The organism is Streptococcus sp. CCUG 71758, from assembly GCF_011714815.1.
GTDB classification, from domain to species: Bacteria; Bacillota; Bacilli; order Lactobacillales; family Streptococcaceae; genus Streptococcus; species Streptococcus halitosis.
Genome location: NZ_RXXO01000002.1, coordinates 460902 through 487312, shown reverse-complemented (window position 1 = coordinate 487312; position 26411 = coordinate 460902). Strand labels below are relative to the sequence as shown.

At 41.5% G+C, this 26411-nt stretch carries 28 protein-coding genes; 2 read left to right on the top strand and 26 right to left on the bottom strand.

The genetic code is table 11. From position 1 onward, the window contains the following. Positions 1 to 43: 43 nt before the first annotated feature. The 17 genes from EKB01_RS05800 to EKB01_RS05720 form a co-directional block, all read right to left on the bottom strand. Complete coding sequence (locus EKB01_RS05800) at positions 44 to 1657, bottom strand: ribonuclease Y (RefSeq protein WP_033606008.1); 1614 nt, start codon at positions 1655 to 1657, stop codon at positions 44 to 46. 111 nt (positions 1658 to 1768) lie between these two features. Continuing rightward, positions 1769 to 4747 (bottom strand): DEAD/DEAH box helicase family protein, encoded by a 2979-nt coding sequence (locus tag EKB01_RS05795; RefSeq protein WP_044021239.1) that lies wholly within the window; start codon positions 4745 to 4747, stop codon positions 1769 to 1771. 60 nt (positions 4748 to 4807) lie between these two features. Next, positions 4808 to 5713 (bottom strand): hypothetical protein, encoded by a 906-nt coding sequence (locus EKB01_RS05790; protein WP_044021240.1) that lies wholly within the window; start codon positions 5711 to 5713, stop codon positions 4808 to 4810. Beyond that, the gene (locus EKB01_RS05785; RefSeq protein ID WP_167266039.1) at positions 5713 to 6939 is read right to left on the bottom strand and encodes a restriction endonuclease subunit S; all 1227 of its coding nucleotides are present in this window, start codon (positions 6937 to 6939) and stop codon (positions 5713 to 5715) included. The genes EKB01_RS05790 and EKB01_RS05785 overlap by 1 nt, the downstream gene beginning before the upstream one ends. After that, positions 6932 to 9040, bottom strand: coding sequence for a class I SAM-dependent DNA methyltransferase (locus tag EKB01_RS05780; protein WP_044021243.1), 2109 nt, complete (start codon positions 9038 to 9040; stop codon positions 6932 to 6934). The genes EKB01_RS05785 and EKB01_RS05780 overlap by 8 nt, the downstream gene beginning before the upstream one ends. 210 nt (positions 9041 to 9250) lie before the next feature. Continuing rightward, positions 9251 to 9505 carry a Txe/YoeB family addiction module toxin gene (locus tag EKB01_RS05775; protein ID WP_044021244.1) on the bottom strand — a complete coding sequence of 85 codons (255 nt, stop codon included), beginning with the start codon at positions 9503 to 9505 and terminating at the stop codon, positions 9251 to 9253. 3 nt (positions 9506 to 9508) lie between these two features. After that, entirely contained in the window at positions 9509 to 9763 is a 255-nt protein-coding gene (locus tag EKB01_RS05770; RefSeq protein WP_208288069.1) for a type II toxin-antitoxin system Phd/YefM family antitoxin, read from the bottom strand. A gap of 132 nt (positions 9764 to 9895) precedes the next feature. Continuing rightward, positions 9896 to 10993: a nucleotidyltransferase gene (locus EKB01_RS05765; protein WP_125389445.1), complete on the bottom strand. Its 1098-nt coding sequence runs from the start codon at positions 10991 to 10993 to the stop codon at positions 9896 to 9898. A 9-nt stretch (positions 10994 to 11002) separates the two neighbouring features. Continuing rightward, the gene (locus EKB01_RS05760; RefSeq protein WP_008279438.1) at positions 11003 to 11743 is read right to left on the bottom strand and encodes a class I SAM-dependent methyltransferase; all 741 of its coding nucleotides are present in this window, start codon (positions 11741 to 11743) and stop codon (positions 11003 to 11005) included. Between the two features lie 320 nt (positions 11744 to 12063). Then, on the bottom strand, positions 12064 to 12417 hold the full coding sequence (gene rsfS / locus EKB01_RS05755; protein WP_001003013.1) for a ribosome silencing factor: 354 nt from the start codon (positions 12415 to 12417) through the stop codon (positions 12064 to 12066). Next, a complete protein-coding gene (yqeK, locus tag EKB01_RS05750) occupies positions 12418 to 13011 on the bottom strand; it encodes a bis(5'-nucleosyl)-tetraphosphatase (symmetrical) YqeK (RefSeq protein WP_000331237.1) in 594 nt (197 codons plus the stop codon). Beyond that, positions 13011 to 13640 carry a nicotinate-nucleotide adenylyltransferase gene (locus EKB01_RS05745; RefSeq protein ID WP_000963715.1) on the bottom strand — a complete coding sequence of 210 codons (630 nt, stop codon included), beginning with the start codon at positions 13638 to 13640 and terminating at the stop codon, positions 13011 to 13013. Before EKB01_RS05745 ends, yqeK begins: the two co-directional genes overlap by 1 nt. 50 nt (positions 13641 to 13690) lie before the next feature. Further along, the gene (gene yhbY / locus EKB01_RS05740) at positions 13691 to 14002 is read right to left on the bottom strand and encodes a ribosome assembly RNA-binding protein YhbY (RefSeq protein WP_000060171.1); all 312 of its coding nucleotides are present in this window, start codon (positions 14000 to 14002) and stop codon (positions 13691 to 13693) included. Positions 14003 to 14215: 213 nt separating this feature from the next. Continuing rightward, positions 14216 to 15322 carry a ribosome biogenesis GTPase YqeH gene (gene yqeH, locus EKB01_RS05735; RefSeq protein WP_000391169.1) on the bottom strand — a complete coding sequence of 369 codons (1107 nt, stop codon included), beginning with the start codon at positions 15320 to 15322 and terminating at the stop codon, positions 14216 to 14218. Between the two features lie 2 nt (positions 15323 to 15324). Further along, entirely contained in the window at positions 15325 to 15852 is a 528-nt protein-coding gene (locus tag EKB01_RS05730) for a YqeG family HAD IIIA-type phosphatase (protein WP_000963745.1), read from the bottom strand. Between the two features lie 17 nt (positions 15853 to 15869). Further along, positions 15870 to 16778, bottom strand: a complete 909-nt coding sequence (locus EKB01_RS05725) for a magnesium transporter CorA family protein (protein WP_000899712.1) — start codon at positions 16776 to 16778, stop codon at positions 15870 to 15872. 57 nt (positions 16779 to 16835) lie between these two features. After that, the gene (locus EKB01_RS05720) at positions 16836 to 17396 is read right to left on the bottom strand and encodes a mechanosensitive ion channel domain-containing protein (protein ID WP_001150569.1); all 561 of its coding nucleotides are present in this window, start codon (positions 17394 to 17396) and stop codon (positions 16836 to 16838) included. A gap of 149 nt (positions 17397 to 17545) precedes the next feature. Between EKB01_RS05720 and sstT the strand changes: the two genes are divergently transcribed. Continuing rightward, positions 17546 to 18757, top strand: a complete 1212-nt coding sequence (sstT, locus tag EKB01_RS05715) for a serine/threonine transporter SstT (protein WP_000821325.1) — start codon at positions 17546 to 17548, stop codon at positions 18755 to 18757. A 49-nt stretch (positions 18758 to 18806) separates the two neighbouring features. Further along, positions 18807 to 19760 (top strand): aromatic acid exporter family protein, encoded by a 954-nt coding sequence (locus tag EKB01_RS05710; protein ID WP_000060064.1) that lies wholly within the window; start codon positions 18807 to 18809, stop codon positions 19758 to 19760. Between the two features lie 101 nt (positions 19761 to 19861). On the opposite strand, the gene EKB01_RS05705 is transcribed toward EKB01_RS05710, so the two are convergent. From EKB01_RS05705 to gtfA, 9 genes are all read right to left on the bottom strand, one after another. Next, positions 19862 to 20401: a T6SS immunity protein Tdi1 domain-containing protein gene (locus tag EKB01_RS05705; RefSeq protein WP_000892206.1), complete on the bottom strand. Its 540-nt coding sequence runs from the start codon at positions 20399 to 20401 to the stop codon at positions 19862 to 19864. A gap of 106 nt (positions 20402 to 20507) precedes the next feature. Further along, positions 20508 to 21113: a hypothetical protein gene (locus EKB01_RS05700; protein WP_000141226.1), complete on the bottom strand. Its 606-nt coding sequence runs from the start codon at positions 21111 to 21113 to the stop codon at positions 20508 to 20510. Beyond that, on the bottom strand, positions 21097 to 21621 hold the full coding sequence (locus tag EKB01_RS05695) for a hypothetical protein (protein ID WP_000656481.1): 525 nt from the start codon (positions 21619 to 21621) through the stop codon (positions 21097 to 21099). Before EKB01_RS05695 ends, EKB01_RS05700 begins: the two co-directional genes overlap by 17 nt. Before the next feature lie 292 nt (positions 21622 to 21913). Then, on the bottom strand, positions 21914 to 22486 hold the full coding sequence (locus EKB01_RS05690) for a suppressor of fused domain protein (RefSeq protein ID WP_000872725.1): 573 nt from the start codon (positions 22484 to 22486) through the stop codon (positions 21914 to 21916). Positions 22487 to 22602: 116 nt separating this feature from the next. Then, a complete protein-coding gene (locus EKB01_RS05685; protein ID WP_167266036.1) occupies positions 22603 to 23088 on the bottom strand; it encodes an immunity protein YezG family protein in 486 nt (161 codons plus the stop codon). Positions 23089 to 23156: 68 nt separating this feature from the next. Next, positions 23157 to 23381, bottom strand: a complete 225-nt coding sequence (locus EKB01_RS05680; RefSeq protein ID WP_025169573.1) for an accessory secretory protein Asp5 — start codon at positions 23379 to 23381, stop codon at positions 23157 to 23159. 2 nt (positions 23382 to 23383) lie between these two features. Continuing rightward, a complete protein-coding gene (asp4, locus tag EKB01_RS05675; RefSeq protein ID WP_033583412.1) occupies positions 23384 to 23563 on the bottom strand; it encodes an accessory secretory system protein Asp4 in 180 nt (59 codons plus the stop codon). Then, positions 23556 to 24902: an accessory Sec system glycosylation chaperone GtfB gene (gtfB, locus tag EKB01_RS05670; protein WP_167266033.1), complete on the bottom strand. Its 1347-nt coding sequence runs from the start codon at positions 24900 to 24902 to the stop codon at positions 23556 to 23558. The genes asp4 and gtfB overlap by 8 nt, the downstream gene beginning before the upstream one ends. Beyond that, positions 24886 to 26406 (bottom strand): accessory Sec system glycosyltransferase GtfA, encoded by a 1521-nt coding sequence (gtfA, locus tag EKB01_RS05665; RefSeq protein WP_167266031.1) that lies wholly within the window; start codon positions 26404 to 26406, stop codon positions 24886 to 24888. The genes gtfB and gtfA overlap by 17 nt, the downstream gene beginning before the upstream one ends. Positions 26407 to 26411 lie beyond the last annotated feature (5 nt).

Sequence of the window (26411 nt, the reverse complement as noted above, 5' to 3'; positions counted from 1 at the left end):
AGTGTAACAAAAAAGCAGTAATATTTCAACTGCTCTTTCTTATTTATTTAGCATAATCTACTGCACGAAGTTCGCGGATCACGGTTACCTTGATATTTCCTGGGTAATCGAGATTGTTTTCAATTTTCTCACGAACTTTGTGAGCCAAGATTGTGACTTTGTCGTCCTTGATTTGTCCTGGATTAACCATGATACGGATTTCACGTCCTGCTTGAAGAGCAAAGCTATTTTGCACTCCTTCAAAGCCGTTGGCGATTTCTTCCAAATCATGGAGACGCTTGATGTAGCTTTCAAGAGATTCACTACGAGCACCTGGACGCGCTGCACTCAAGGCATCTGCTGCAGCAACAATCACTGCAATGACACTTTCGGCTTCGACATCACCGTGGTGGCTAGCAATGGTATTCACCACAACTGGGTGTTCCTTGTACTTACGAGCCAACTCTGTACCAATCTCAACGTGGCTACCTTCAACCTCGCGGTCAATAGCTTTCCCGATGTCGTGAAGGAATCCAGCACGACGGGCAAGAGCTGCATTTTCACCAAGTTCACTCGCGATGATACCAGATAACTTAGCAACCTCAATCGAATGACGCAAGACATTTTGTCCATAAGAAGTACGGAACTGCAAACGTCCCATGATCTTCATCAAGTCTGGATGGAGGTTTGGCGCACCAATCTCATAGGCAGCAGCCTCACCGTATTCACGGATTTTATTGTCAATCTCTTGACGGTTTTTCTCCACCAACTCCTCGATACGAGCTGGGTGGATGCGACCATCCTTGAGCAACATTTCCATAGTCATACGAGCAATTTCACGACGAATCGGATCAAATCCTGACAAGGTTACCACTTCTGGTGTATCGTCGATAATCACATCGACCCCTGTCAAACTTTCAAAGGTACGAATATTACGCCCTTCACGACCGATAATACGTCCCTTCATGGTATCATCTGGTAGGTGAACTGTCGAGTTTGTTGACTCTGCCACATACTCACCAGCGATACGCTGCATAGCCTGAACCAAGATATCTTTCGCAATCTTGTCTGAACGTTCCTTGACTTCTTGCTCAGCCTCACGGATGCGGCTAGCAATTTCCTTAGTTAAGTTTTCCTCTGTTTGAGCCAAGATAATATCTCGAGCCTCAGTTTGGGAAAGGGAGCCGATACGTTCAAGTTCAGCTTCTTTTTGTCTTTCGACTTCCTCTAATTGCTCTTCACGTGCATCAAGGTTTTTTGCTCTATCAGAAATACTTTGTTCTTTTTGTTCAAGTGTTTTTTCTTTGTTCGTCAAATTGTCGTCCTTACGGTCAAGGCTCGTAGCTCTCTCCGTCAAACGACTTTCAATTTGCTTGAGCTCCTGACGTTCTGACTTAAATTCAGCGTCCACTTCTTCACGGTATTTTCTGGCTTCCTCTTTGGCCTCCAATAGTGCTTCTTTTTTAAGAGACTTGCTTTCGCTCTTGGCTTCATTTAGCAGTAAATCCGCTTCGCGCTCAGCTTGTCCTCGTAAATTAGTTGCTTCTTGTTCAGCATTTAGAAGCATCAACTCTGCAGCCTCTTGAGATGATTTCATCTTAGCTGAGATGCTGACATATCCAATGACTAAACCAATGATGACGGCAAAAACAGCAATCGCAAGTGTCATGATTTCCATGTTTTTACCTCATTAAATTTGTTTATCGAATGACATACATTCCTTAATATTCTATCATAAAAAACCGATTTTCACAAACCCAAATTGAAGAGTTTTGTGTGAATTTTAGGACTACAATTCTTCGGATCCCTTCAAACTTTTATACACATCATCAAAAAATATATTTGCTACTCTCTTCTTGAACGAATCATTATTTAATAGAGCACCATACAAATCCTGACTCTGAGAGTACCCTTCTATCAAGACATTGTCAATTTCTTCTTCAAAGGCAAATACGAAATCATCCCTAGAATTAACACGCGCAGATTGTTTAAGCCTTGGATTCTTTTTCATCAATTCACGAATCGAAACAGCTCCACTTAAGCCAACTTGCTGGTCAATGTTCAAATTTAACTGTTCGTTCATTTCGTCTAAGATTTCAGATAAATGTTTTTCTTGATCTCCAGTAACATCGCTCAAACTTGGTTTAGGAAGAGTTAATTCAGGCTGATATTCTAATTCAGAAACTGCCCTGAAAGAACCTGTTTGCTTATGTTTCATATAATCAACGACAATCTTATCTGCAATTGTAAAATCATTTCCTCCTAAACGAACATCAATCATCTTAACAAGACTTTGAAGATAGTTATATCGTTCGTGTAAAACCTCATTTTGATAAGCCGTTGCCTGAATCAAGAAAGTATACATCCGAAGAAAACCGCGAATAACCTTTCGAATAGACAATTGTTCTTTTTCATCAAAGCGTTTCACTCTATCATAACCTTTATTCAACAAAGCGACCATCTTTTGTTTTTCTCTACTTGAACGTTTTTCTTGATATAAAAATTGATTAAACTCTTGAACCTCTTCGCTGTCCAGAATACCATATTCATCAATTTTACGATCCAACTTTAAGACATCACTAGGAGCAATGGTATCAGCTAAAATCGTCTCTCGATAGTAGGGAGCAAAGGCTGAGCGAATATCGTCGTAGGTATTTTTAAAATCAAGGATAAATGTTTTCTTGTTATAGCCTCTAAAGATCCGATTCAGGCGCGACAACGTTTGCACCGCAGCCACACTACGCAATTTTTTATCCACATACATGGCAACCAACTTAGGTTGGTCAAAACCAGTCTGATACTTGTTCGCAACTATCAACACCTGATAAGCATCAGTATCAAAACGTTCTTTTAAATGCTCTTCCTTAAACTGATTCATTTGAGATTCCGAGAACTCTCTCCCTAGATAATCAACCTTACCAGAAAAAGCAATCAAGGTACCAATGCTGGTGATACTGTGATCTTTAAAGTATTTTTCAAAAGCCAACTGGTACTTGACCGCCACTTCACGACCAGATGTCACAAGCATGGCTTTTCCTTGACCACCCAACTCTGCCATAATATCATGACTGATAAAATGGTCCATGATAATTTCAACCTTTTGATTGATATTCTCATCAGATAATTCCACGAATTTAGCAATCTTACGCTTAGCAAGCGTAGTTTTTAGTTCAGGATCTTCTTCTACTACTTTATTAAGTTGGTAGTAGGTTTTATAAGTCGTATAGTTATCTAAGACATCTAGGATAAAACCTTCCTCTATAGCTTGCTTCATACTGTAGACATCAAAAGGGGCTTTAGAGCCATCGGGCTGTGTTGTACCAAACAACTGTAGGGTAGTTGCCTTAGGAGTTGCCGTAAAAGCAATGATTGAAACATTGTCTTGCTTTCCTGTACGCGCAATCTCCTGCTCAATGGCATCCGCAACTGTCACTTCCTGAATCTCATCAATAGTTCCATCCTCCGTATCCGTTTCAGTCAAGACCTGACTAACTGAACTCATGTAGGAGCCTGTCGTTGAACTATGGGCTTCATCAATCAGGATGGCAAATTTCTTTTTCGCAGTATTCCCTACAGACATCCAGTTGGATTGGTTGATTTGGGCAAACTTATGGATAGTCGTTGCAATGATCTTTGTGTTCCCAGCAATGGCATCAGCTAAATCACTAGATGTCTCACGATCACCCATCACCTTCACAACACCGTTCTTATGGTCAATCTGTCTAACAGCATCTTGTAACTGACGGTCTACTACTATACGGTCTGTGACAATTAAAACTGTATCGACGATATTTCTATTTTGGTCATCATGAAGTGAAACCAGACTATGAGCTAACCATGCTATGGTATTGGTTTTACCAGAACCAGCCGAATGCTGAATCAGATAATTACTATCAGTATGGTTGACTTTCATGTCTTCTAGGAGACGACTAACAGCTCTACGCTGATGGTACCTAGGAAAAATTAGTGTTCTCTTTTTAGCATCATTCTTATCAAGCTCAAAGAAGATAAAACTTTCAATCAGCTGAAGAATACTATCCTTGGTCAATACATCAAGCCACAAGTACTCTGTATCTACACCATTAGGGTTGTGAGGATTGCCACTCCCCATATCAATACCTTCCCCTTTCCCCATATTAAAGGGAAGGAAGTAGGTTTCTTGACCCTTTAACTGAGTTGTCATGTAGATTTCCATAGTATCTACAACAAAGGAAGCTAAGACTCCCTGCTCAAAACGAAAGAGACGATTATTAGGATTGCGACCTTTGAGTTGTTTGATGGCATCCTGAACTGACTGACCACTAGGATTAAACTTGAGCTCGATAGCAAATAGCGCTAACCCATTGATAAAGATAACAAGGTCAATGCGGCCACCCTCTTCATAAACCACTTCCTCAATTACCGACAAACGATTGGCATTATATTGCTGAACAGCTTTTTCATTAAAACTAGTAGCTGGTTTACGATAGAGGAGGCGCAGTTGCTTGTTTTCAATAAAGACTCCCTCTTTTAAGGCGAACAAAAAACCACCCTTGACGATTTCCTTATTGATAAGAGTGATAATCGTCTCCTTGCTCAGTTTTTTAAGGAGATAATCCACGGTCTCTTCCTGAGTCTCCATCAGAAAATCCCATAGGAGTTCCTCATCCATGGCTAATCGAGGATTGTACTGAGCATTATCCCGCTGAATATAGCCATTCTTATCTTTCAAGTCTTTGATAATCCACTGCTGGAAATCATAGCGCTCCTTCAAGCCCAAATTTGCCATAGTTTCTCACTTTCTTGATTTTAAAATTATATTATTCGATACATTCCAATCAAATTTCTATCAGTCAAATAAGGTCATTTGACCAGAAATTTCTTTATTCTTAGATTTTATACGGTGTTCAAATTCGACGACATGTTCATCATCTACAGCATAATGAGTAACTTCCAGAACTTCCCATGCACACTGCTCCTTACCAGCAATACTTTTATCAATCTTTCGTAATTTACATCTTATGAAAAAACCTGTGTTGAACGAGATAACTTTGTTTTGTGATTTTTCTAAAAAATCCTTGTCCTTGATACTAAAACGTATTTTATCCCCTTCATACTCACCTGTCCACTTTTCTGTTACACCAGCTACTAACACAGGAGATATAATATAAACTTTAGCATCGTAAATAACTGTCTCACTAGTCTGGTTATTAGAAATGTAATTATTAAATTCGCCACTACCTATATTACTGGTTACTTGCCCTTCTTGTGTTATCTCGATTTCTGAAATCTCTTTATCAATTTTATTTGCTTTAAAAAAAGCATTTTTGTACTTAGCAAGGCTAGAAAATTCTTCAATGTATGTCTTTGCCTGTTCTAGTGTCAGATCTCCCTTATTTATTTTTTCTTGTAAATCAAGTACTAATTTTTCACGATCTAACGTTGTACTTTTAGGTTCTTGAACTTGTTGAAAAAAAGCAGTAAGACTTATTGAAATAATAGACGTAATACCAGCTATAAAAATTTTGTCTAGATTCTTTTTCCATAAAATTTTAAACTCCGATTTAAAACTGCCTTTATCTCTCGCCAATGCTCTAATTTCAATTGAGAGACCAAATTGATTGGTTATTTCATATAAAAAATCAGCTAAATTTTGTTCAGATTTTAATAGTGTCTTAGCATCTAACTCATGTTTTTTAGAATCCTCAAAAATCCATCGAATGGAATAACTATATTCTCCTATTTCTGTATCCATTACACCCTCCTCTTCCCTGTCACATAATCATAAATAAGAGTTTGTCGTTGTTTGTTAATATTTTTAATTTGCTGATTCTTGATTTGTATAAGGTTATCAATTTGAGCGGTTTTTTCATACAAAAGATTAGCAATTTTTTGTTGCTCAACAAGACTTGATGGAAAAGTAATTTTCATATTTTTTATATATTCCCAACTTGCTCTAGGCATTTTACTACCATAAGTAGAAGTATTAACTTCTTCAATAAAACTATCACTTTGAATAGCATAGTAGAGAAAATTCATGTCTAATTCTGAAGATTGAAACACAAGAAATTCTGAACTAGCTGTTGAAGGGAAGGTAGCTCGCCAAAATTTTCTCAAATATGGTCTTAGCTTTCCAAATAAAACATCTCCAATTTCGACTACAATATTTTCACTCTTATCAACTTGTATACCAGTTTCAACAAATTTCCCAGTTTGACTTTCTATATTTTCTAATCCTATGTAAGGTATAGAAGAGTCTGTTATTCTTTTTTCACTTCGAGTAGTTACTAAATATCTTATTTTAGAAATCTCCCACCCTTGAGGAACCTGTCCGATCCAGTCGATTCCTGAATCTTTCATTGGGACTGTTTTGTCCAGTCCCTTTGTGACAGTCTCATAAATCAAGCTTGCGCGGTAGTCTTTTAGTTTTTGAATTTGCTCCTCCAGTAGATTTTTTGCCTTATCCAGCTGGGCCGTTTTCTTATCAAGAAAACCAGCTATTTTTTGTTGTTCAACAAGACTTGTTGGAAAAGCAATTCTCATATTTTTTATATATTCCCAACTTGCTCTAGGCATTTTACTACCATAAGTTGAAGTATTAACTTCTTCAATAAAACTATCACTTTGAATAGCATAGTATAAAAAATTCATATCTAATTCTGAAGATTGAAACACAAGAAATTCTGAGCTAGCCGTTGAAGTGAAAGTGGCTCGCCAATATTTTCTTAAATATGGTCTTAACTTCCCAAATAAAACATCTCCAATTTCGACTACAATATTTTCACTCTTATCAACTTGTATACCAGTTTCAACAAATTTCCCAGTTTGACTTTCTATATTTTCTAGTCCTATATAAGGTACAGAAGAGTCTGTTATTCTTTTTTCACTTCTAGTAGCTACTAAATATCTTATTTTAGACATCTCCCACTCTTCTGGTATCTGTCCGATCCAGTCGATGCCACTCTCTTTCATCCTAGTCATGTTTTAGTTCCTCCAAGAGAGTCTGTAGCTCTGCTTCTAGGTCATAGAACTCTTCCAAAAGCTTCTCTGCACTTTCTGGTGCTTGGTATTTATAGAAATAGCGGGTAAAAGGAATCTCGGCTCCATAGCCCTTTTCTTCATCAAACCAGTAGTGGGCGTCAGGTACATGGGGATAGACCTCACGAGCAAAGTAGTCTTCCACATCCTCTGTCAGTTTGACGATTTCACTGTCCTTGGTGGTCTTATCATAGACAATCCCTCCAGCAATCTCATTTGGCTTGTCCTTCTTCTTAGTACGGATGACTTCTGCCGTCTTGTCCATTTCACTCATAGCCAAAGCTAAAGCATTTATGTTGGCAGGCGTTACCTTGATGTCTCCCAACAAGTCCTTAATGACTTGGACAAAGCTTTCAAAGTTAGGATAACTGTCATCTGTAATTCCCTCACGAAGAGCATCTAAGATAGCTTCTTGCTTGGCCTTCCCAGCTTCAAAGTCTTGTAATTTCTTCTCATCCTTGGCTGAGCGTGGTTCCATCTCTAGCAATTCTTGAAACTGGTATTCGTCAAACAGTTTAGCTAGGAAAGGAACGCTTTTTGCCTTTTCAATGGTTTCTTCAGTAATCCAGCCACGACGTTGCAGAGGTTGCATGACTGTATATTCTCGGTAAAGAAACTCTTCCTTATCAAAGATTTTCACATGGTCATTTTCTTTGAAATCATCATACCATTGGAGGATCTGGCGGATATTGTCTTGAGACAACTCACGACGTTTTTGTCCAAGTGACTTACGCAAAGGGACAAACTCCTCTGTCGCATCGATAAACTGGACCTTGTTTTGACGCTCAGGAGATTTATTTTTATTGTAAATCCAGATATAAATTCCAATCCCTGTATTGTAGAAAAACTGTCCTGGAAGGGCAATAATAGCTTCCAACAAGTCATTCTCAAGGATGTAACGGCGGATCTGACTTTCCCCAGATGAAGTACCTCCAGAAAAGAGAGGGGAACCATTTGAGATGATAGCAGCTCGACCATTTTCTTCTAATTTCGCTAACGCATGAAGATGAAAAAGCAGTTGGGCATCGCCAGTTCCCGGAGTCGCTACAAAACGTCCTTGTTGACCTTCTGTACTCTCAAAGAGATTATGGTCTCTTTTAACTGCGTCTTCTACGCCATCATCTGCATCTTTCCCGCCCCAGGATTGACCAAAAGGAGGATTGGCAATGACAAAACTCATCTTCTTATCTGGGAATGGATCCGGATCTTTTAAGGTATCGGTCTTCACGAAATAGTCCGAGTCTTCCTGACGAATCAACATATCCGCTTGACCAATCCCGAAAGTCTCAGGTAAAACTTCCTGACCAAAAAGACGGACAGTTGCCCCTGTATCGAGCTTACGGATATAACTTTTGGCTGTCGCTAGCATACCACCTGTCCCAGCAGCCATATCTAAGATTTTCAACTCTTTTTTATCGACAAATAATTCTTCATCGGCTTCGATCAAGAGAAGATTGACCATTAGAGCAATTACTTCACGAGGCGTATAGTGGGAACCTGCTTCCTCATTTTCAGAAAAACGGCGGATAATATCCTCGAACATATAGCCCATCACCATAGAGTCAACAGAACTTGGCGATAAATCAATCTGAGAAAATTTCTTAATCACTGTAAAAAGACGTCCAGACTGTGCAAGTGTGCGGACCTGCTCTTTAAACTTAAGGTTTTCGATAATGTCCTTCACACGACAAGAATAACCATCTAGGTAGTCGATGAAATTTTCTTCTATCGCATTAGGATCATTTTGGAGATTTTCTAGCGTGAAAGAACTGGTATTATAGTATTTGTAGCCAGATTTATTCTCAAGAACTTTTTCAGGCGTATTGGGATTTGACTTATAAAGTGCAACTACTTCATCTTTCGTTGGCAATAAAGCAGCTTCTAAGCGAGTCAAGACAAACATCGGAATGATGACATCTCGATACTTATCTGCACGGTAAGCCCCACGTAAGGTATTGGCAATCGACCAAACTGCATTGACTACATTTGAAATCTGAACATCGTTCGACTGGAATAGCGGTAGTTTTTCTTTGAAATTAGACATTTGCTTCCCCTGTTTTTAATATTAACAATTCTCTTCATTATACCACAAAATAAGAGTTATAAAGCGGATTCAAGGGACAAGAATCTAATTATTATACTAATAATTTTTCACTGATTTTCTAACTTAGGAAATCTATCATTTTCCAAAAAACTTTATCTTCAATTGACTATCTAAAATTTCTAAAATAAAAAAGCCTACCTTTCAATAGACTTAGTAATAATCTTTAAAGGATAAGAAAGCCACGCTATCTCCATCCATCATATAAATCAAGCGATTTTCTGCATCAATGCGCCGCGACCAAGCTCCTTGATAGTCATACTTGAGTGGTTCTGGTTTCCCCATTCCTACAAAAGGATCGCGTTGAATATCCTTGATTAATTTATTGATTCTTTTTAATGTTTTCTTATCTTGGTTTTGCCAATAGCAATAATCCGCCCGGGCATCTTCTGTAAATTTGAGCAGCATTCCTCACTCCTCAATCACATGCACCTGAGTGCTTCTAGCACGAACTTGAGCCATTCCTCGCAAGACCTTGTCAGAAAGTTCCTTATTTTGAGCGATTCTCAGGGTTTCCTGAATACTATCCCACTCGCTCTTTGAAAGGACTACAATATCCTCATCTGGATTTTTATTGACCACCGTTAAAGGCTCAAACTCATCGTTTACCTTTTTCATGTAGTCCTTTAAATGATTTCGGAATGTTGAGTAAAGAACTGCTTCCATAACCATACCTCGTTTTACCTCTTTTCCACTATTATACACAAAAAGAAAGAAATTGTCAGGAACTTGTACAAGATTTTTCTTTTCTATCTATTTATTCGAAAATCTTCTAAAAAAGCCTACCTTTTAGTAGACTTAGTTTGTTTCTATTCTAATCGGAACCCTGCCAAAATTCTGTTCTGCTATACTTGGGTGTCCTAGTTGGTAAATCTGGTCTGCCTTTTGAGTCATGGCATCCCAAGGTTCTTTGCCAATTCGGCTGACTAGATTAACCTGCCCTTTCAGAGACTTGAGATGCTGTCTACCTTTTTCGGTAAAGCCAAGGACATGGATGCCTTCTGGCAAGTCGCTTTCTCTGGCCTGCACCAAGATATAGGTCAAGAGGCGTCTGACACGCGCCTTGGTATAACGCTTGGTCACAACTGCCTCGACCAATTCTTCAACAGACTGGGCTATCTTGATGGCATCCTTGATACGCACTGCCATTTCTTGATTGACCTGATAGATGGTCGTTAGGTCTGGATTTGACAAAATTTGATAGCGGAGCAAGGGAAAATAGTCATCCCAACTCACCTTATTAGCATTTTCAAAGAGGGCAACAGAAGGCATAAAGCGTTCTAAGAAATCTTGGTCTGATTGATGCTGACGGAGAGCTGTTGCCGAGGCAAAGTCCACTTCCTTGTCCACAGAATGATAACCAGCCCCCTGACGCTGAATCGGATGGAGTTTGATTCTACGTCCCGCAACCCCCTTGGCATAGGCCAAAGCTAGAACATGATTGGGTGTATTGCCTGAAAAATCAAGACCTGCAAATTCCTTCCACATGGCTTGGGTTTTCTGAGGATAGGAAAGGGAATCAGGCAGATTTTCCACAAATTTCTCCATCTCAGTGCCTTGCTCCGTGTATAGGTCAGCAATTTTCTGATAATCCAGAACTTCCTCCGTCCCGAAAGCGAGGGTATCAATGCCCAAGCGAGCCAAGATATCCACAGCTCCTTGGCCAAAGAAATCTGCCGCCTGAACACTGACTAAAAAGGGCAATTCCACTACCAGATCTGCTCCATTTTCCAGCGCCATCTGAGCCCGTGTCCACTTGTCTACGATAGCAGGTTCTCCACGCTGCATGAAATTCCCAGACATGGCAACGATTTTCAGTCCCTCCGCCTGCTCAAGCAAGTATTTGTGCCCATTATGAAAAGGATTGAACTCTGCGATAATACCTGTGATGGTCATGATGTTCTCCTACTTCTGCGCGACAAAAAACCAACGGGTGCTGGTTTCTGTTGGCTCCTTGTCCTCAAAGTCCGCATAGAGTTTGAAAGACTTGAAACCAGCCTGCTCCAGCAAAATATCATAGGTCAAAACTTCATAGGTCCGCTCCTCATGCACTTCATCGTGACGACTAAAGGAACCGTCAGCCTCCTTGATAAAGAAAGTCAACTCATGCACGATGGAGTGAGGAGCTTCGTCCTCATAGGTATCCCAAAGCATGGCAAAATCTTCCGCATTTTCATGGTAGGAATAGCCTGGAAAAACCTCATCTGTCTGGTAGGTCGAATGCACATCAAAGATGAATACTCCGTCTTCATTGAGGGCATTATACACTTCTTTAAATACGTCCCCTACCTCCACCTCATCCTGCATGTAGCAGATAGAGTCCGAGTAACACGTAACAAAGTCGTACTTACCAGCCTTGGATAAATCCAGCATATTACCTTCGATAAAATCAATCTTTTGCTTGGCTGAAGTAGCTCTTTTCTCCGCAATCTTCAGCATATCAGCGCTCAAGTCAAGTCCTGTCACATCAAAACCAGCTTGAGAAAAGCGGACAGACTGGATACCTGTTCCACAAGCCAATTCCAAGAGTTTCTTTCTCTCCTTGGTCTTTGGCAAATGACGGAGGGAAAAATCCGTCCATTTATCGTATAAACTGTCATCCATGACCGCATCATAAACAGCCGCAAAGGTTTCATAAGTTGCCATAATCATGATACCAAGTCCGCCCGTAATCGGAATGAAAATTAGGAGCTTGACGATGGAGCCGAGCTCCAAGGAAGGCTATCTATTTTCCGACGATTACAGGACGGGTTCAAATCCTTTCTAAGATACAAAGAGCGTTAAAGACTAAGAGAAAATAGGAAACTTTCTGCTGTATCATCAGATACAAAGGAAGTTACTCTTTTTCTCGCAGCTTTTAGCTCGTGTTCAGTTTCAAGATCAACCAAACACGTCGCCCTCACCTTTCCATCAATTTCTTTTAAAATAAGCAAAGAAACCCAGTTGACTGCAACTGAGTTCATATCCTATGCTAAGGCTTCTGAAATGTCTATTGAGCTCGCCTCATGCCATAGTTTTTCTAAGTTATAATGGGCACGCATTTCTTCTGAGAAGATATGCACAACGACACCACCGAGGTCTAGCAAAACCCAGCCTCCAGCTGCATCGCCTTCGACATGGCTGCCTTTAACACCAGCTTCGGCTACTTTTTCACGGATATTGTCAGCGATAGCATCCAACTGGCGGCTATTCATTGAGCTCGTGATGACAAAGTAGTCCGTCACGCTGGTCAAATCTTGTACATCAAGTGCGAGGATATCCTCCGCACGTTTCTCATCAGCCGCTTTCACGACTAGTTCTAGTAATTCTTTTTCGTTCATTTAGTCCTCTTTCAAATAGTGCACAAAGGCGTTATAGGTTTCAAGGGTTTGGGGATAGATGGGTAATCCCTGATGAGCTAGATGCTCCACGGTACGAGCTGTTTCGTAGGCCACTGCCTTATTGAGCGATAGCTCAGCAATTTCACGCGCCACATCCACACCTGGAAAGGCGCGGTTATGCTCGATATAATCTGCAACGTAGACAACCTTGTCTAGGTCTGTCATCTGACCAGCACCGACTGTATGGATTTCAATAGCTCGCAGGATTTCTGAATCATGCAAATCCAAATCTTCCTGAATCTTGTAGATACCAACCATGCCATGCCAGACATTATTGCCCCAGTTTTTGAGGTCAGGGTCTAGCTGATAATGGTCAATCAAGTCTAGAAATTCCTGATCTGACAGCTTTTTAGCATAATCATGAAGAAGGCCTGCTAGACCAGCTTTCTCGGCATCGACTCCAAATCGTTTCGCAAGTTCTATGGCTGCACGCTCTACACCCAGACAATGGGTTAAGCGTTTTTCAGGCAGAAGCTCTGCCATTTTTTTCAACAAAGCCTCGCGGGAGCAGTTGATATAGTCTTGGTATGCCATCAGTAAAGCCCCTCCTTCTCGATGTAGTCTAGCACTGGCTGAGGTAGGAGAAAGTTAGGTTTCCGACCTTGGGCAATGAAGTCACGCACCATGCTGGACGAGATGTCCATGAGAGGCACATCCACCCAGATAACTGGATAGGAAGTCCCTGCCTTGTAGCGTGGACGCTGAACCCCTACAAACTGAACCATGTCGACCAGCTCATCAATTCGGTACCACTTAGGCAGATAGTCCACCATATCAGCCCCGATAATGAAGTAATAATCCGTATCTGGATGTTGCTCTGTCAAAATCTTCATGGTGTCGTAGGTGTAGGAAATGCCCTTACGCTCTAACTCAATGGTTTCAATGTCCAGACCTTCAATCCCCTCAATCGCCAACTCAAGCATCTTGAGCCGATGGTGCTCGGGAATGGTTTCCTTTTTATCTACATGAGGTGGTTGGTATTCGGGCATAAGCAGGACCTGATCTAGTCCCAACTGTTGTCGTACTTGGTCCGCCACAACAAGATGGGCATTGTGAACAGGGTTAAAATTTCCGCCTAAAATCCCGACTTGTTTGCGTTTTTTCTCCTTGATTTCTGGCTCCAACTCTACCTTGGTAAAGGGAGTCAATAATTCGATTGCCATAGGCTCGTCTTCCTTTAATTCTCTGTATAAACAGTTGTTTGGAGTAGGTTTTAGATTTCTTTGACTTTCTTGGAAATCTTGCGATTTTCTTTCTTGCTAGATTGTTTATACAAAATCAAGATGCGTCCGATTTTTTGGACCGTATCCACACCGATTTCTTCTTCCAAGATTTCAGCTACTTCGTGGATGTTTTCATCTGTGTTTTGCAAGAGCGTAACTTTAATCAATTCGCGAGCGTCAAGAGCTTGACGGACGCTGGTTTTGATTTGGTCGTTGAGACCATTTTTCCCGATTTGGATGATGGGTTTGAGGGTGTGTGCCTGGCTGTTGAGGAAGGCACGTTGTTTTGATGTTAATGACATAATTTCTTAAAAAGAGTTTCTTTTAATACTTTTCTGAAGTGGTGACGGACGTCAGCAAAGTCCTTCGGACTTTCATGACTAAAATTTGAGCCTAAGGTCTCAAATTTTCCGCAGTTGGTACAACTCCTTGTACCAACTGACACCACGGCGAAAAGTATTCGTTATGGGCTCGCAGAGCTCGCCCTAATCCAGACAACTCTTTCCTTTCTGTGTTTAAATGATTGCTTTGCGTGTGACGACGGCGACGCCTTCTGGTGCCCAGACGGCGACTTTGGCGGTGCCTGTTACGCGGATCCAGCCGAGTCCTGAGATGACTAGGTCTGTCTTGTCCTTGATGGTAAATACATGTTGGACTAGTTTTGGAAAATCTTCTTTTTCTTTGCTATTTGGTGGTGTGAGAAGAGTTCCCAGATGCTTGTCATAAAAGGCACTAGCGCCTTCTAGCTTGGTACGGTGGAGTTTGAGTTCATTGTCAAAGAAGGCTGTGAATCCTTGCTTTTCTCCTGATATGAAGTCAAAGCGTCCGAGACCACCTAGAAACAGGGTTTGTTCAGGGTTAAGCTGATAGGTTTTTGGCTTGATTTCCTTTTTAGGGCTGACATACTTGAGGTTTTTAGCCGTCAAGTAGTGGGCCATCTGGTGGCGGTGGATAATCCCCGGTGTATCGTAGATATAAGACCCGTCGTCAAGCGGGATCTCAATCTTGTCCAAGGTTGTCCCTGGAAAGCGTGAAGTCGTAATGACATTCTGATCACCCGTTATTTCTTGAATAATGGAATTGATGAGGGTTGACTTTCCAACGTTGGTTACCCCAACTACGTAGACATCGCGGCCCTTACGATAATGCTCAATCTTATCAATGACTTCTTTGATGGCATGCTTGTTTTGGGCTGAAGTCAGGACAACATCTACTGGACGAAGCCCTTCTTCGTGGGCACGTTCCATGAGCCACTGACTAATCTTGCTTGGCTTAACTGACTTGGGCAGGATATCTTTTTTATTTCCCACCAAGAGGACATCATTGCCCGATACAAAACGTGGTAAGCCTGGGATGACAGAGCCATTAAAGTCAAAGATATCAATGACATTGACCACCAAGGCATCACTGTCTCCCACCTCGTGCAAGAGTTTGAGAAAATCATCGTCTGTCAACTGGACATCCGTGATTTCATTGTAGTGACGGAGACGGAAACAACGTTGGCAATAGACTTCGCCAGTCTCCAAACCTTTTTCAAGTGCCGACTGGGGGGTAAAGCCAAGTCCAGCCTTGTCTGTCGTCTGAATGGCTGCTCCACAACCAATACAGAGAATTTCTTCCATAGTTAGATTCCTTTTTTATATGTAATCGGTCCGTACTTTTCAGTGATTTTTCGCATGACACGGCGCTCGCGAACTCGGTTAATCTGCGTTTTGATAGAGTCATGTTGGACCAAGGGCTTGACCAAGATCGAGCGAATACCTGCACGGTGAGCTGCTCGTATATCCGTCATAAGTTGGTCGCCGACCATGACCACTTCATTTTTCTCATAGTGGAATTCCTTCATGGCACGGTCAATCCCAAAAGTGAAAGGCTTCAAGGCCCAATAAACGTAATCAATCCCAAACTTCTCAACTGCGCGTTGTACCCGTTTTTTGGTATTATTTGAAACAACAATGATGCGAATACCTGCATCACGAAGGTCATGTAGCCATTGCTTCATCTCTGGCGTCCCATCAGGGTTGTTCCAAGCAATGAGGGTATTGTCCAAATCGACCAAAACAGCCTTGATCCCCTGCGCCTGCAGACTTGGGACTGTCAGATCATAAACTGCTTCCACAGCAAAATCTGGCATGTAATTTTCAATCGCCATTCTGGCTCCTTTTCTTTTTAATTTCTAGCAATATTCTTTAAATATTGGGCTAAGACTACCCATAAAATGAGACTAGCTAGCAAAATATAAATCCAAGCATTTGGTTCATTTGCAAACGGTAAGGGAACATTCATTCCGAAGAATCCTGTAATAACCGCAAGGATAGCTAGTAAGACTGAGATAATTGTCAAAGTTGTCAAATTATCATTTAGATTATTATTTAGGATGTTGTTGTAAGAGGCTGAGAGTTGTTGCAAAACTTGAGAAATCAAGTCTGTCATCGAAACCAACTGATGCGCTTCAATCATGGCATCGTCAAACTGTTCTCTCTCAACTTCGTTAAAACTGCGATAAAGGGCATGTCCTTGGATATGTTCCAAGAGGAGACGATTTTGTTTGGCAGCAGCAGTCAGGTAAACCATACCAGTTTCCAAGTCAGAGAGAGCAAAAAGATTTTTTTTAGTTGTTTTTTGACGAAGAAGTGCACTGATTTCATCCTTACCTTTATCCATCTCTTCAATCACTGGATAATAAGCATTGCTAATAATCTCTAAACTGGCAAAAAGAAATTTGTAGATTGAAACAACTTCATGGCTTTCAAGGTAGGATGCCATTCGTTTAATCACATAACTATTCTTGTGGTTGCTAATTGTGATCAGCCGTTGTTTTTCAACGATAAAGGTCATCGGAATCGCTTCATAATATTCTTTGTCTTTTTCTAAGTCAAGAACATTATAAATGAAGGTTACCGTTCCCGTTTCACGGTGATAGTCCATGTGGGCACGCTCATTTCTATCCAGAGCATACTCGATGGTTTCCTTGTCCAATCCATAGACATCCGAAAGGTCTTCCATGTTTTTAATCTTGTCTACATCAAGGTCTATCCACGTACAATCGTGACCTAATTTTTTCTCTACAAATAGCATACTCTCTCCTTTACCAAACTCCTTCTATTGTACCACAAATCTGCTAAAATAGCCGGCCTATTCAGTACGAGATAGATTGCTGACGACGGTGATATTACGATTTGGAACAAAGTGAAGGGCTTGATCGTCACCTCGCAGTTGAGTTGTACGGATCCCTACGCTAACGACCTTTCCAGAAACGGTAATCGGTCCATTTGTGAGAACCACTTCATCGCCCACATCAAGCTGGCGTTCAAAGAGGATGAAAAAGCCATTGATGACATCGGATAGAAAGCCTTGCGCCCCCATACCAATGGCCACCCCGGCAATCCCCGCACCAGCAAGGAGGCTAGAAACTGGCAAACCTAAAATAGACAGGATACAGTAGAGCAGAAAGAAATAAAGAATGTAGTTAAAGACATTCTCCAGCAAACGGGAGATAGTCTTTTGTCTTCCTGCATCTCGATTGGAAAATTTAAGCGAGGGCTTGACAATCTTTCGTACAGTTGCATGAAGCATCTTTTTAGCTATATAAAATAGTAAAAACAAAATCAAAAGAGAAATCACCTTGGTCAAGAGATTCTCTAATATGGTTGTTAAATCAAGTTTATCAAAATAGCGTTGAAAAAAATCTTGCATATAAAACTCCTTTTCCCTATTATACCATAAAATCGCCCTTCTCTTTTCTTTCATAATTATTCAATTATCGGCCCTATTTTCAAAATATCACTTGCCTATATAGCATATTTATACTATAATTATAAACAATACATTTGAAGGAGACTGCTATGAAACGAATCATTAGAGCCTGGACCAAGGCAAGCCTCATCAAACGAATCCTTATTGGAATGATCTTGGGAGCTACATTAGGAATGCTCTTTCCAAACCTTACAGGAATTGGCCTGCTTGGAGATCTCTTTGTAGGTGGACTGAAAGCCATCGCTCCTATTTTGGTTTTTGCCCTTGTTGCCAATGCCCTTTCCCAACACCAAAAGGGACAAAACACCAATATGAAGACGGTTATTTTCCTATACTTGCTCGGAACCTTTGCTGCTGCATTGGTAGCCGTTCTAGCTAGTTTCTTACTGCCTGTACAAATCACCCTGACCAACGCAAATACAGAAGTTGCTGCTCCTGACGGTATTGGTCAAGTCCTCAGCAATCTACTACTCAAACTGGTGGACAATCCCTTGAATGCCATTGTTGAAGCCAACTATATCGGGATTCTCTCTTGGGCAGTTATCTTTGGCTTGGCTATGAGAGAGGCAAGTAAACACAGTAAAGAATTACTGAAAACCATGGCGGATGTCACCTCTAAAATCGTAGAATGGATTATCAACCTAGCTCCCTTTGGGATTTTAGGCTTGGTTTTCAAGACCATCTCTGACAAGGGCATTGCTAGTTTGGCTAACTACGGTGTCCTCCTAGGACTTTTGATTGCTACTATGGCCTTTGTTGCTCTCATCATCAACCCGCTCATCGCCTTTCTCTTTATGAGGAAAAATCCCTATCCCCTTGTTTTGAAATGTCTACGTGTCAGTGGTATTACAGCCTTTTTCACTCGTAGCTCTGCCGCCAATATCCCTGTCAATATGAAACTCTGCCAAGACTTGGGACTGAATCCTGACACCTACTCTGTCTCCATCCCGCTTGGTTCGACCATCAATATGGCTGGCGCTGCAGTTACCATAAATGTCCTGACCCTGGCTGCTGTCAACACACTCGGAATCTCGGTAGACTTTGGGACAGCATTTGTGCTCAGTGTCGTGGCTGCCATTTCTGCCTGCGGGGCCTCTGGAATCGCTGGGGGATCCCTTCTCCTCATTCCTGTAGCTTGTAGCCTCTTTGGGATTTCCAACGACTTGGCTATGCAGGTTGTCGGAGTCGGTTTTGTGATCGGAGTCGTGCAAGATTCCTGCGAAACAGCCCTGAACTCTTCAACAGATGTCCTCTTTACAGCGGTTGCCGAGTATGCTACAAACCGAAAACTTCGCCCCTAGTCTCTGACTCCTCGTTAAACACTTGATTCTATTAGTTTAGGAAATTTTCATGTCTCTCACTCAACGCACGACCAAACTGGTCTTAGCGACCTGTCTCGCTTGTTTACTCGCTTATTTTTTAGATTTATCATCAGCAGTTTCAGCTGGAATCATCGCTCTCTTAAGCCTCTCCGACACACGCAGAAGCACGCTGAAATTAGCACGTAACCGCCTCTTTTCCATGCTCCTAGCGCTGGCTATCGGTGTTCTAGCCTTTCAGCTGACAGGCTTTCACATCTGGAGCCTGGGCCTCTATCTGGCTCTCTATGTACCTCTTACTTACAAAATGGGCTGGGAAATCGGCATCACCCCTAGCAGTGTCTTGGTCAGCCATCTCTTGGTACAGGAGTCTACCTCTCCAGAGCTCTTGCTTAATGAAGTGCTCCTCTTTCTCATCGGGACAAGCTTTGCTCTATTGGTCAACCTTTATATGCCCTCTCGTGAGAAAGCCATCCAAAGCTACCACCTTCAGGTCGAGGAAAAGTTAAAAGACATCCTGCTTCGCTTTAAATACTATCTGTCAAGAGGAGACGGACGCAATCAAGCCCAACTCGTTGACCAATTAGACAAGCTCCTCGATGAAGCTCTTAAACTGGTCTACCTGGATCACTCGGATCATCTCTTTCACCAGACGGACTACCACATCCATTACTTTGAGATGAGACAGCGACAAAGTCGCATCCTGCGAAATATGGCCCAGCAGATCAATACCTGTCATCTGGCCGCAAGTGAGAGTTTGATCTTGGCCCAGCTCTTTTCTAAGATTGCTGCCCAGCTAAGTCAGACCAATCCTGCTCATGACCTACTTGATGACATCGAACGCTATCTGCAAGTCTTCCGCAATCGGAGTCTCCCTAAAACACGTGAGGAGTTTGAAACCCGTGCTACCCTCCTGCAACTACTACGCGAAGCCGAAACCTTTATCCAGGTTAAGGTCGATTTTTACCAAAAATATGGAAACTAAAACGCAAAGAACCTCAGAGAATTCCTCTGAGGTTCTTTTGTTTTGCATTTGGAAGGGAAGTTCTTCCTCTCGTACTATTCTCAATAAAGAAATAGCAACTCCTAGTCGTCCATCACACCACCTGTAAGTTGGTACATGAGGTAAATGTGCTCCAAGACTTTTACCTTATCCATGTGGTCTACATCTTTAAAGCCTCCTAATGCCAAAAGTGGAACGAAACCGAAACACTCATCGTAGGCTAATTGAGCATGTTTGGCAACAGCTTGCCTATATAAATTAAGTTCAAAGTTATCAGTCACATATGAATTATCTAAAAATCGAATGAATAAATCCAGACCCTTACAAATAATATCCATATCCTGAATATTATATTGGACAATTCCCACGTAGGCATTCTTTTCCCAAGTAATAATATCTCCAAATGCCGTCACAAACATTGGAAAAGCAATGTCTCCTCTGAAATAGCTATTTTGGAGAAGCTCTAGATAATCATCTGGATTGATGACTTTTAGATAACCATCTAAAAAGGTTCCCAGACCATCTTCCTGCCAAATTTGTAGCAACTCCGCTGGAACTTGACCCTTATACTTTTCAATCACTTCTTGGGGCATGTCTGACACTTTAATAAAGTTTTCTAGCATGTTTTCCTCCTTTTTCAGTTTATAGACAAAACTATTAGATGCTATTCCCCTCATTCATAGAAAATCTAAAATAGGTTGCTTTCCCTCCCAAATAAGTCGGGTAGCTTTACGAAGCAGAAAAAACTTCCTCATCTTGCTCATTCAGAATCGCTTGAATATCTCCACCATTAACTACTACTAGGTAGTCCACTGGTAGAATCAAAGATTTTATTAGTTTTGGATTCTTTTTCAATATTTCAAAAGCATACATAGCAACAAAATCATCTGTATCTTGATTTTGATAGCCAATAAACCAGCCCGAATCACCTTTTCGATCAGTGTCTTGTCTCTGCAAATAGTAATGTTCGCACTCAAAGACACCTTTGGCCAACACTATTTTCTCATCAAATCTGATTTCAGAAGCTTCAATATTAAGCTCTTTAGCTAGTGTGCTTTGTTCAGACTGAATCCAAAGAGCCAAGGTCAAATCATCAGTAAACTCTTTAAAAGGGGTTGTTTCATAGTTGACTGACACTATCCTAAATTGGTCCATGTTCAATTGAACAAGTTTATATATGTTGAAACCGATTTGTATTAGCAGGCCATCTTGTATTCGTTCCTTCGAGGGCAGTACATTCACAACTTTGAGCCATTCCTCAAAAAGACCTTCAGAGAATGTCCCGTAAAAGATCAAACCATTCTTCTCTACTTTTGTATCAAGCACTTCCGTCATTTTTCAACCTCCTGAAAATTTCATTTTGTAGCTTCGTTCTAGCTTCACGCTCCAAAGCTATCATTTTTTCTCTTATCTCAGCCGGAATATCTCCTAATTTGGAATGCCCCTGCCAATCACTCCAAGTTTTAGACCCTTTGGAACTATTGGTAGGTTTACCTAATCCCATAAAATTATCCTCAAGATTCAAAACCTCTACCTTATCAACATCAGATAGAGGAGCAAATCCATCCATTTCGGTAATTTCTTTCATAGAGACAATATGGTCTGCTTCGAGGGTTTCAACTGGATAACCATAAATTGGATCAAATTTTTCTCCATCAATATTATTGACATGATCGCGTATCTCTTGACTTGGTGTTTTCTTGCGAAGAGAATTATATTCTTCTTTTGAAATTCCTTTAGAAGTACTCGCTACATCATCACTATGCTTAGCCAACTGCTCGCTGGCTTCTTGGCGGAATTCTTTACTTGCTTTCTTGCCGACTTGTTCTGCCGCTTCTTTCATGCCTCGAGCGACATCATCAGATGCATTGTGGACACGGGCACCACTTTTTGTAAAGTTGTCACTAAAGTTTGCTGGCTCTACAAACCTAGTATACCATAAAACCTATAGACCAACGTTTGATAAACCAGAAAAGACCACCATTAAGGTGGTCTTTTCTCCAATTTCGTGCCTTATTTCCAATTACGAAGGTCGCATGTCAACTGGGAGCGAGGTTGGACTCACAACTGATATTGATGAGGTTAAAAATAGGAAAAACTCCCCTCCGACCCCCTAGACGAAGATAAAAAATTTATTACACTACAGAAGGTCTCATAAAATCATAAACATCTATCTGATGTTCTTCAAACAATTCCTCTAACTTCTGTGCTCCCACTTCGGCTCCATGCTTTTCTATAAATTGAAGCTCAGCTTCTGTAATCGGGATAGCTTGTAACCACGTAACATACTCTTCATCAAAATCAAAAGATTCTAAATCCCACAAGAAAGGCTGAGTGAAGAATATATGATTTACTTTCGCATTGGGATAGTAATTTCTAATAATATTTGGATAGACTGCACCTGGAGAGATGCTGTACTCTCCCCTCACAATATTAAAACCACAGTCTGCTATAATATTTGGAAAATATTCCAGCTCCGCATCAGCTGCTCCAATGATTTCAACTCTTAAAGGCTTACCATTTATTCGACGATAAATGGTATATTCTGATAAACCGATTGTTGCTGCAGTTGTTAAATAATCATCCGGACAATTCTCTCCAATGAATAAATCTAATTTGTTATCGTGATTTCTAAATGTATAGGCTTGAGGAACTCCCCCTACAGCCCTTGCAATTTCCTGTGCAATTTTAATTTTATCGTATTTCATTTGATTCTCCTCTTAAAGTTTGCTGGCTCTACAATCCCAGTATACCATAAACCTTATGGACCAGCGTTTGATAAACCACAAAAGACCACCTAAATGGTGGTCTTTTATCAAACAAACTATTTCCCATTATGTTCTCTTTGGAAGGCTTCCATAGCCTTGAACTGTTCTAGTTCTTTTTCATTAGCTGGTTGCTTGCCGAGATATTTATATTCAAACAAGTCCATTCGAGCACTTGGACCATAACCACTTTCCAACCATGGGGCATAATCGAAGTCTACTGATAATTTATTATTTTCATCTAAGTGAATAATACAAATATACCAATCTGCCAAGTCGTTCTCAACAAATACTTTTTTTAATTCTTGCGACTTCTCAAACAATCGATCTGTTTGACTATAAATTTCGAATTTATCTACACCAAAATCTCTAGGAATGTATAAATAATAGTGATATTCATTCTTATATTTAAAATAAAAATAAACTTCTCCACTACATGTTTTGTCCATTTCAATTACAATATACAAATCATCCCACTCAACTGGAATCATATCATTAACTTGATGCACGATTTCGATAATTTTTTCATTCATTTGTTTTTCCATATTTTCCTCCGATTTAGATGTATTTTCCCCGTCTCTAGTATCCTCTATCTGTGAATGGTACCGCGTTCTTACTGATAGGTCACCATCATAAAAACGAGGAGCAAGACAAACAAGGCTAGGCTAATCAAGAGGGTCACCATTTTTACCAAGCGGTTATTCTGCCAGTAGCCTGGTTTTCCGATATTGCTGGTCGCATCCATGGAAAAGAGTTGGCTTTGGCGAGGTTGGATGAGAACCAGGACAATTAAGGCGACGGCTAGGATTATTCCTATAAGCATCAAAACTTCCATCATTTTCACCTCAAGATTCCTAATAATGTAAAGATCAGGGTAAGAAGGATGAGCATGCCGAGTAAAATGGAGAAAGTTTTACTGATCTTTTCTCCTCGGGTAGGCTTTTCTTTCTTAAGCGCTCCTTGCTTTAACTCTTCCATGCGTCCTTCGACATCCTTGTAAAATAAATCTTTTTTAGTCATGCCCTTCCCCTATTATCCTTTCCATCCTCTCTTGGTAAGTAGCCAAGTCCACATAGTTGGCATGGCGGCCTTGATGTCCAAGGGCTTGGCCCATCTTGTCAAGACTGCTGAGAGCTTCTTGAATCTTCGCAATCATGTCTCCAACAGCCTGGACATCAAAGAGGTGTTCTGGAGCTGTGTAAGGTCTGTTATGAGCTGTTTGGTCAAAGGCTAGGATGAGCATATTGTGCTCGAAGGCTTGACGGACAGCATCCAAAAGCTCGTTTCCGTAATTGATGTCTAGATAGAGATCCGACAGCTGGTAGAGTTCTCGAATCTTTTGCGGACTAGCGTTTTGATAGAGAACGACATTGGGATAGGAAAGCAAGGTCAGCAACTTGGACGACATCTCAGTCACTGCCGCGATTCGGAAGTTCACCATTGGCAAGGACTCAATCAGGGTTTCGATATGCTCGATCTGATCTGAGTTGGTAACAATCAAGGCATCTGCTCGAACGAAGTTTTCTCTTTTGAACTGATAATGATAACCTAGATGGACAAACTTGTCATGATAGGCTGGATTGGTCAAGGCCAAGGCCTGTTCATAGGTAGCCTTGTCTGGTATGAGGATCTGCTTAGCTCTCAGCCCCTCTTGCTCCAGTAGCAACTGCATATTTCCAGGAAGACAATCATCTAGCGGTTCTTGCCAGACTAAAATATCCCGTCCAGTCTTATCTGGATAATGGTATGAGACCAAGAAAGAGGTGGCTAGAGTATTAAAGAGAAGGTGGCGAGTGTCGATTCCCAAGTCTTGCAAAAAGAAAATCGTGAATTCTACTCGATTTTTAAAATGGCGCAGGGCTTGTCCGGGCAAGGTTAGGAGGATATCGCCTGTCACATGGTTTTCTAGTACAATTTCCTGTCCCTTTGCATCCTGGTACTTGGTCAGGATAGCCTGTCCATCTGCACTATAGGTGGTCTTGGCAAAGCAGGCTCCGTATCGGTTATAGTGGTCTGCTTGGTAGATACCGCCGGATAGGTCCTTCCAGTCGACTTGCTTGACCAAACGGGCCTGAGGAGCATCCACATAGTGAATCACGCCCCTCTCCCGAGAATCCTCTAGGATATGCGCCGACTGGTTATTGCCCGCAATCTCCCAAAACTCAGGTACGGCTACTTGGTTGAAATAAAGAGCTTTTCCCGACTCGTAACCTAGATAGTAGGTAAAGGGAGAAAGAATCCCATCTGGGAGAAAGCCATCTGGCTCGATCACAACCGTGACATGGGACAGACCAGCAACTTCTAAACTTTCATGTAAATCTCGACTTTCCTGGCCATATCGATCAAATAGTTGAATCATGCAGGACCTCCTCTATCGTTTTCTTCCACTTGTCCCTTACTTTATCTGTTAAAAATCCTCTAGCTAGCTCATAAGATGCTGTTCGCATAGCTGGCAAATGATTTTCCTGATAGAGCTGGCAGATCTTTTCTGCAAAGGCCCTTTTAATCGCCGTTTCAACATGGTCATCCGAACTTAGAATCAAGTAGCCATTTTGACCGTCCTGGATAAAGGTCTGGTTTCCATAAGGCACATCAAAACCAATCAGGGGCAAGCCTGAACCAACTGCCTCCATCAAGGTCAGACCAAAGCCTTCACTGGTTGAGGCTGTCAGATAGACCTCATACTGGGGATAGATCTGAGCCAGGTCTGCATGCCCCTTGAGCTGGATATAGTTCTCCGCTTGGTGAGCCGTGATGATTTCCCTTAAAAGGGACTCCTCACCCCCACTGCCATAAATGTCAAAGGTGAGCTCAGGGAGGACTTGATGCGCTTGGATAACCGCCTTGACGAGCCAGTCAATGTGTTTTTCCTTGGCCAGACGCGAAGCCGTAATGAGAGAAAAGGGCTTGCGTTCCCTAGCAGGCTCGGTCAGCTGATCTATGCTCCCAACTGGAATCGTGACGATTCGTGGGCGATGCTGGCTGTACTGGGCAAATTGACCTTCGAGAACTTCCTTCTGCCGATCCGTAGACACGATAAAGCAATCGACCTTGTCCGCATTTGTAAACTGATACTCATAGTAGTTGTTCCAGAGGAGATAGTCTTGGTTACTAGCATTTTCACTATAGTGCTCTGCGTGAACGACAACTGCTAGATGGGCCTTTTGTGCTTCTTCAAAAACAGCCTGACCAATCCCTGTTTCCCTGTCCAAGATGACCAAATCAGACTTGCTCAAGTTCAAACGTTGCATAAAATAGCGCATAAGGGCTGGCTTTCCATACAGAATCCGGTCCTTAAATCGATAGACCTCTTCCTGTCCCTCAGTCAACAAGATATCGTAAGCAGTGCTGCCATCTTCATTGAAAAAGCTTCGTTGATAGAGCCTAGCCACTTGGTCTTTGGGCGCGAAATATTCTGTACAGTAGCGCGTGTAGGAAAAATAATCCTTGCGAACCAAGTTCCCCCCAAACACATACTCTGCATGCTGCACCAGATTCTTAGCCGAGTCTACCAAGTAGCAGGTCACAAACTTATCCTCGTCTGAAAAGTAGACACGCAAGACCTTGCCGTCCTGCTCCCTATGACTCTCAAGGCCACCAAAAGAGGCCAAGACCTCATCAACTGTAACACTGGTCGGTGCTAGCCTGATATCTGTAAAATGATTGTAAAGCCAGATTACCTGATCATCCGCAAAGCCGATATTGGCCGTTAAATGCTGGATATTGTCTGCTAGAATTAAGTCTGTAAAGATAAACTTAGATGCTAGGTCTAAACTTCTAAAAATCCCTGCTCGGTAGGCCTGGGCATACTCGACACCACTACTCGCCCAACCGATTCCTAGATTTATATTGTAAATTGTCATATGAT

Coding starts and splice junctions, on each gene's coding strand:
- EKB01_RS05800 (WP_033606008.1), bottom strand. CDS start 1,657: ATGGAAATCATGACACTTGCGATTGCTGTTTTTGCCGTCATCATTGGT.
- EKB01_RS05795 (WP_044021239.1), bottom strand. CDS start 4,747: ATGGCAAATTTGGGCTTGAAGGAGCGCTATGATTTCCAGCAGTGGATT.
- EKB01_RS05790 (WP_044021240.1), bottom strand. CDS start 5,713: ATGGATACAGAAATAGGAGAATATAGTTATTCCATTCGATGGATTTTT.
- EKB01_RS05785 (WP_167266039.1), bottom strand. CDS start 6,939: ATGACTAGGATGAAAGAGAGTGGCATCGACTGGATCGGACAGATACCA.
- EKB01_RS05780 (WP_044021243.1), bottom strand. CDS start 9,040: ATGTCTAATTTCAAAGAAAAACTACCGCTATTCCAGTCGAACGATGTT.
- EKB01_RS05775 (WP_044021244.1), bottom strand. CDS start 9,505: ATGCTGCTCAAATTTACAGAAGATGCCCGGGCGGATTATTGCTATTGG.
- EKB01_RS05770 (WP_208288069.1), bottom strand. CDS start 9,763: ATGGAAGCAGTTCTTTACTCAACATTCCGAAATCATTTAAAGGACTAC.
- EKB01_RS05765 (WP_125389445.1), bottom strand. CDS start 10,993: ATGACCATCACAGGTATTATCGCAGAGTTCAATCCTTTTCATAATGGG.
- EKB01_RS05760 (WP_008279438.1), bottom strand. CDS start 11,743: ATGGCAACTTATGAAACCTTTGCGGCTGTTTATGATGCGGTCATGGAT.
- rsfS (WP_001003013.1), bottom strand. CDS start 12,417: ATGAACGAAAAAGAATTACTAGAACTAGTCGTGAAAGCGGCTGATGAG.
- yqeK (WP_000331237.1), bottom strand. CDS start 13,011: ATGGCATACCAAGACTATATCAACTGCTCCCGCGAGGCTTTGTTGAAA.
- EKB01_RS05745 (WP_000963715.1), bottom strand. CDS start 13,640: ATGGCAATCGAATTATTGACTCCCTTTACCAAGGTAGAGTTGGAGCCA.
- yhbY (WP_000060171.1), bottom strand. CDS start 14,002: ATGTCATTAACATCAAAACAACGTGCCTTCCTCAACAGCCAGGCACAC.
- yqeH (WP_000391169.1), bottom strand. CDS start 15,322: ATGGAAGAAATTCTCTGTATTGGTTGTGGAGCAGCCATTCAGACGACA.
- EKB01_RS05730 (WP_000963745.1), bottom strand. CDS start 15,852: ATGGCGATTGAAAATTACATGCCAGATTTTGCTGTGGAAGCAGTTTAT.
- EKB01_RS05725 (WP_000899712.1), bottom strand. CDS start 16,778: ATGCTATTTGTAGAGAAAAAATTAGGTCACGATTGTACGTGGATAGAC.
- EKB01_RS05720 (WP_001150569.1), bottom strand. CDS start 17,396: ATGCAAGATTTTTTTCAACGCTATTTTGATAAACTTGATTTAACAACC.
- sstT (WP_000821325.1), top strand. CDS start 17,546: ATGAAACGAATCATTAGAGCCTGGACCAAGGCAAGCCTCATCAAACGA.
- EKB01_RS05710 (WP_000060064.1), top strand. CDS start 18,807: ATGTCTCTCACTCAACGCACGACCAAACTGGTCTTAGCGACCTGTCTC.
- EKB01_RS05705 (WP_000892206.1), bottom strand. CDS start 20,401: ATGCTAGAAAACTTTATTAAAGTGTCAGACATGCCCCAAGAAGTGATT.
- EKB01_RS05700 (WP_000141226.1), bottom strand. CDS start 21,113: ATGACGGAAGTGCTTGATACAAAAGTAGAGAAGAATGGTTTGATCTTT.
- EKB01_RS05695 (WP_000656481.1), bottom strand. CDS start 21,621: ATGAAAGAAGCGGCAGAACAAGTCGGCAAGAAAGCAAGTAAAGAATTC.
- EKB01_RS05690 (WP_000872725.1), bottom strand. CDS start 22,486: ATGAAATACGATAAAATTAAAATTGCACAGGAAATTGCAAGGGCTGTA.
- EKB01_RS05685 (WP_167266036.1), bottom strand. CDS start 23,088: ATGGAAAAACAAATGAATGAAAAAATTATCGAAATCGTGCATCAAGTT.
- EKB01_RS05680 (WP_025169573.1), bottom strand. CDS start 23,381: ATGATGGAAGTTTTGATGCTTATAGGAATAATCCTAGCCGTCGCCTTA.
- asp4 (WP_033583412.1), bottom strand. CDS start 23,563: ATGACTAAAAAAGATTTATTTTACAAGGATGTCGAAGGACGCATGGAA.
- gtfB (WP_167266033.1), bottom strand. CDS start 24,902: ATGATTCAACTATTTGATCGATATGGCCAGGAAAGTCGAGATTTACAT.
- gtfA (WP_167266031.1), bottom strand. CDS start 26,406: ATGACAATTTACAATATAAATCTAGGAATCGGTTGGGCGAGTAGTGGT.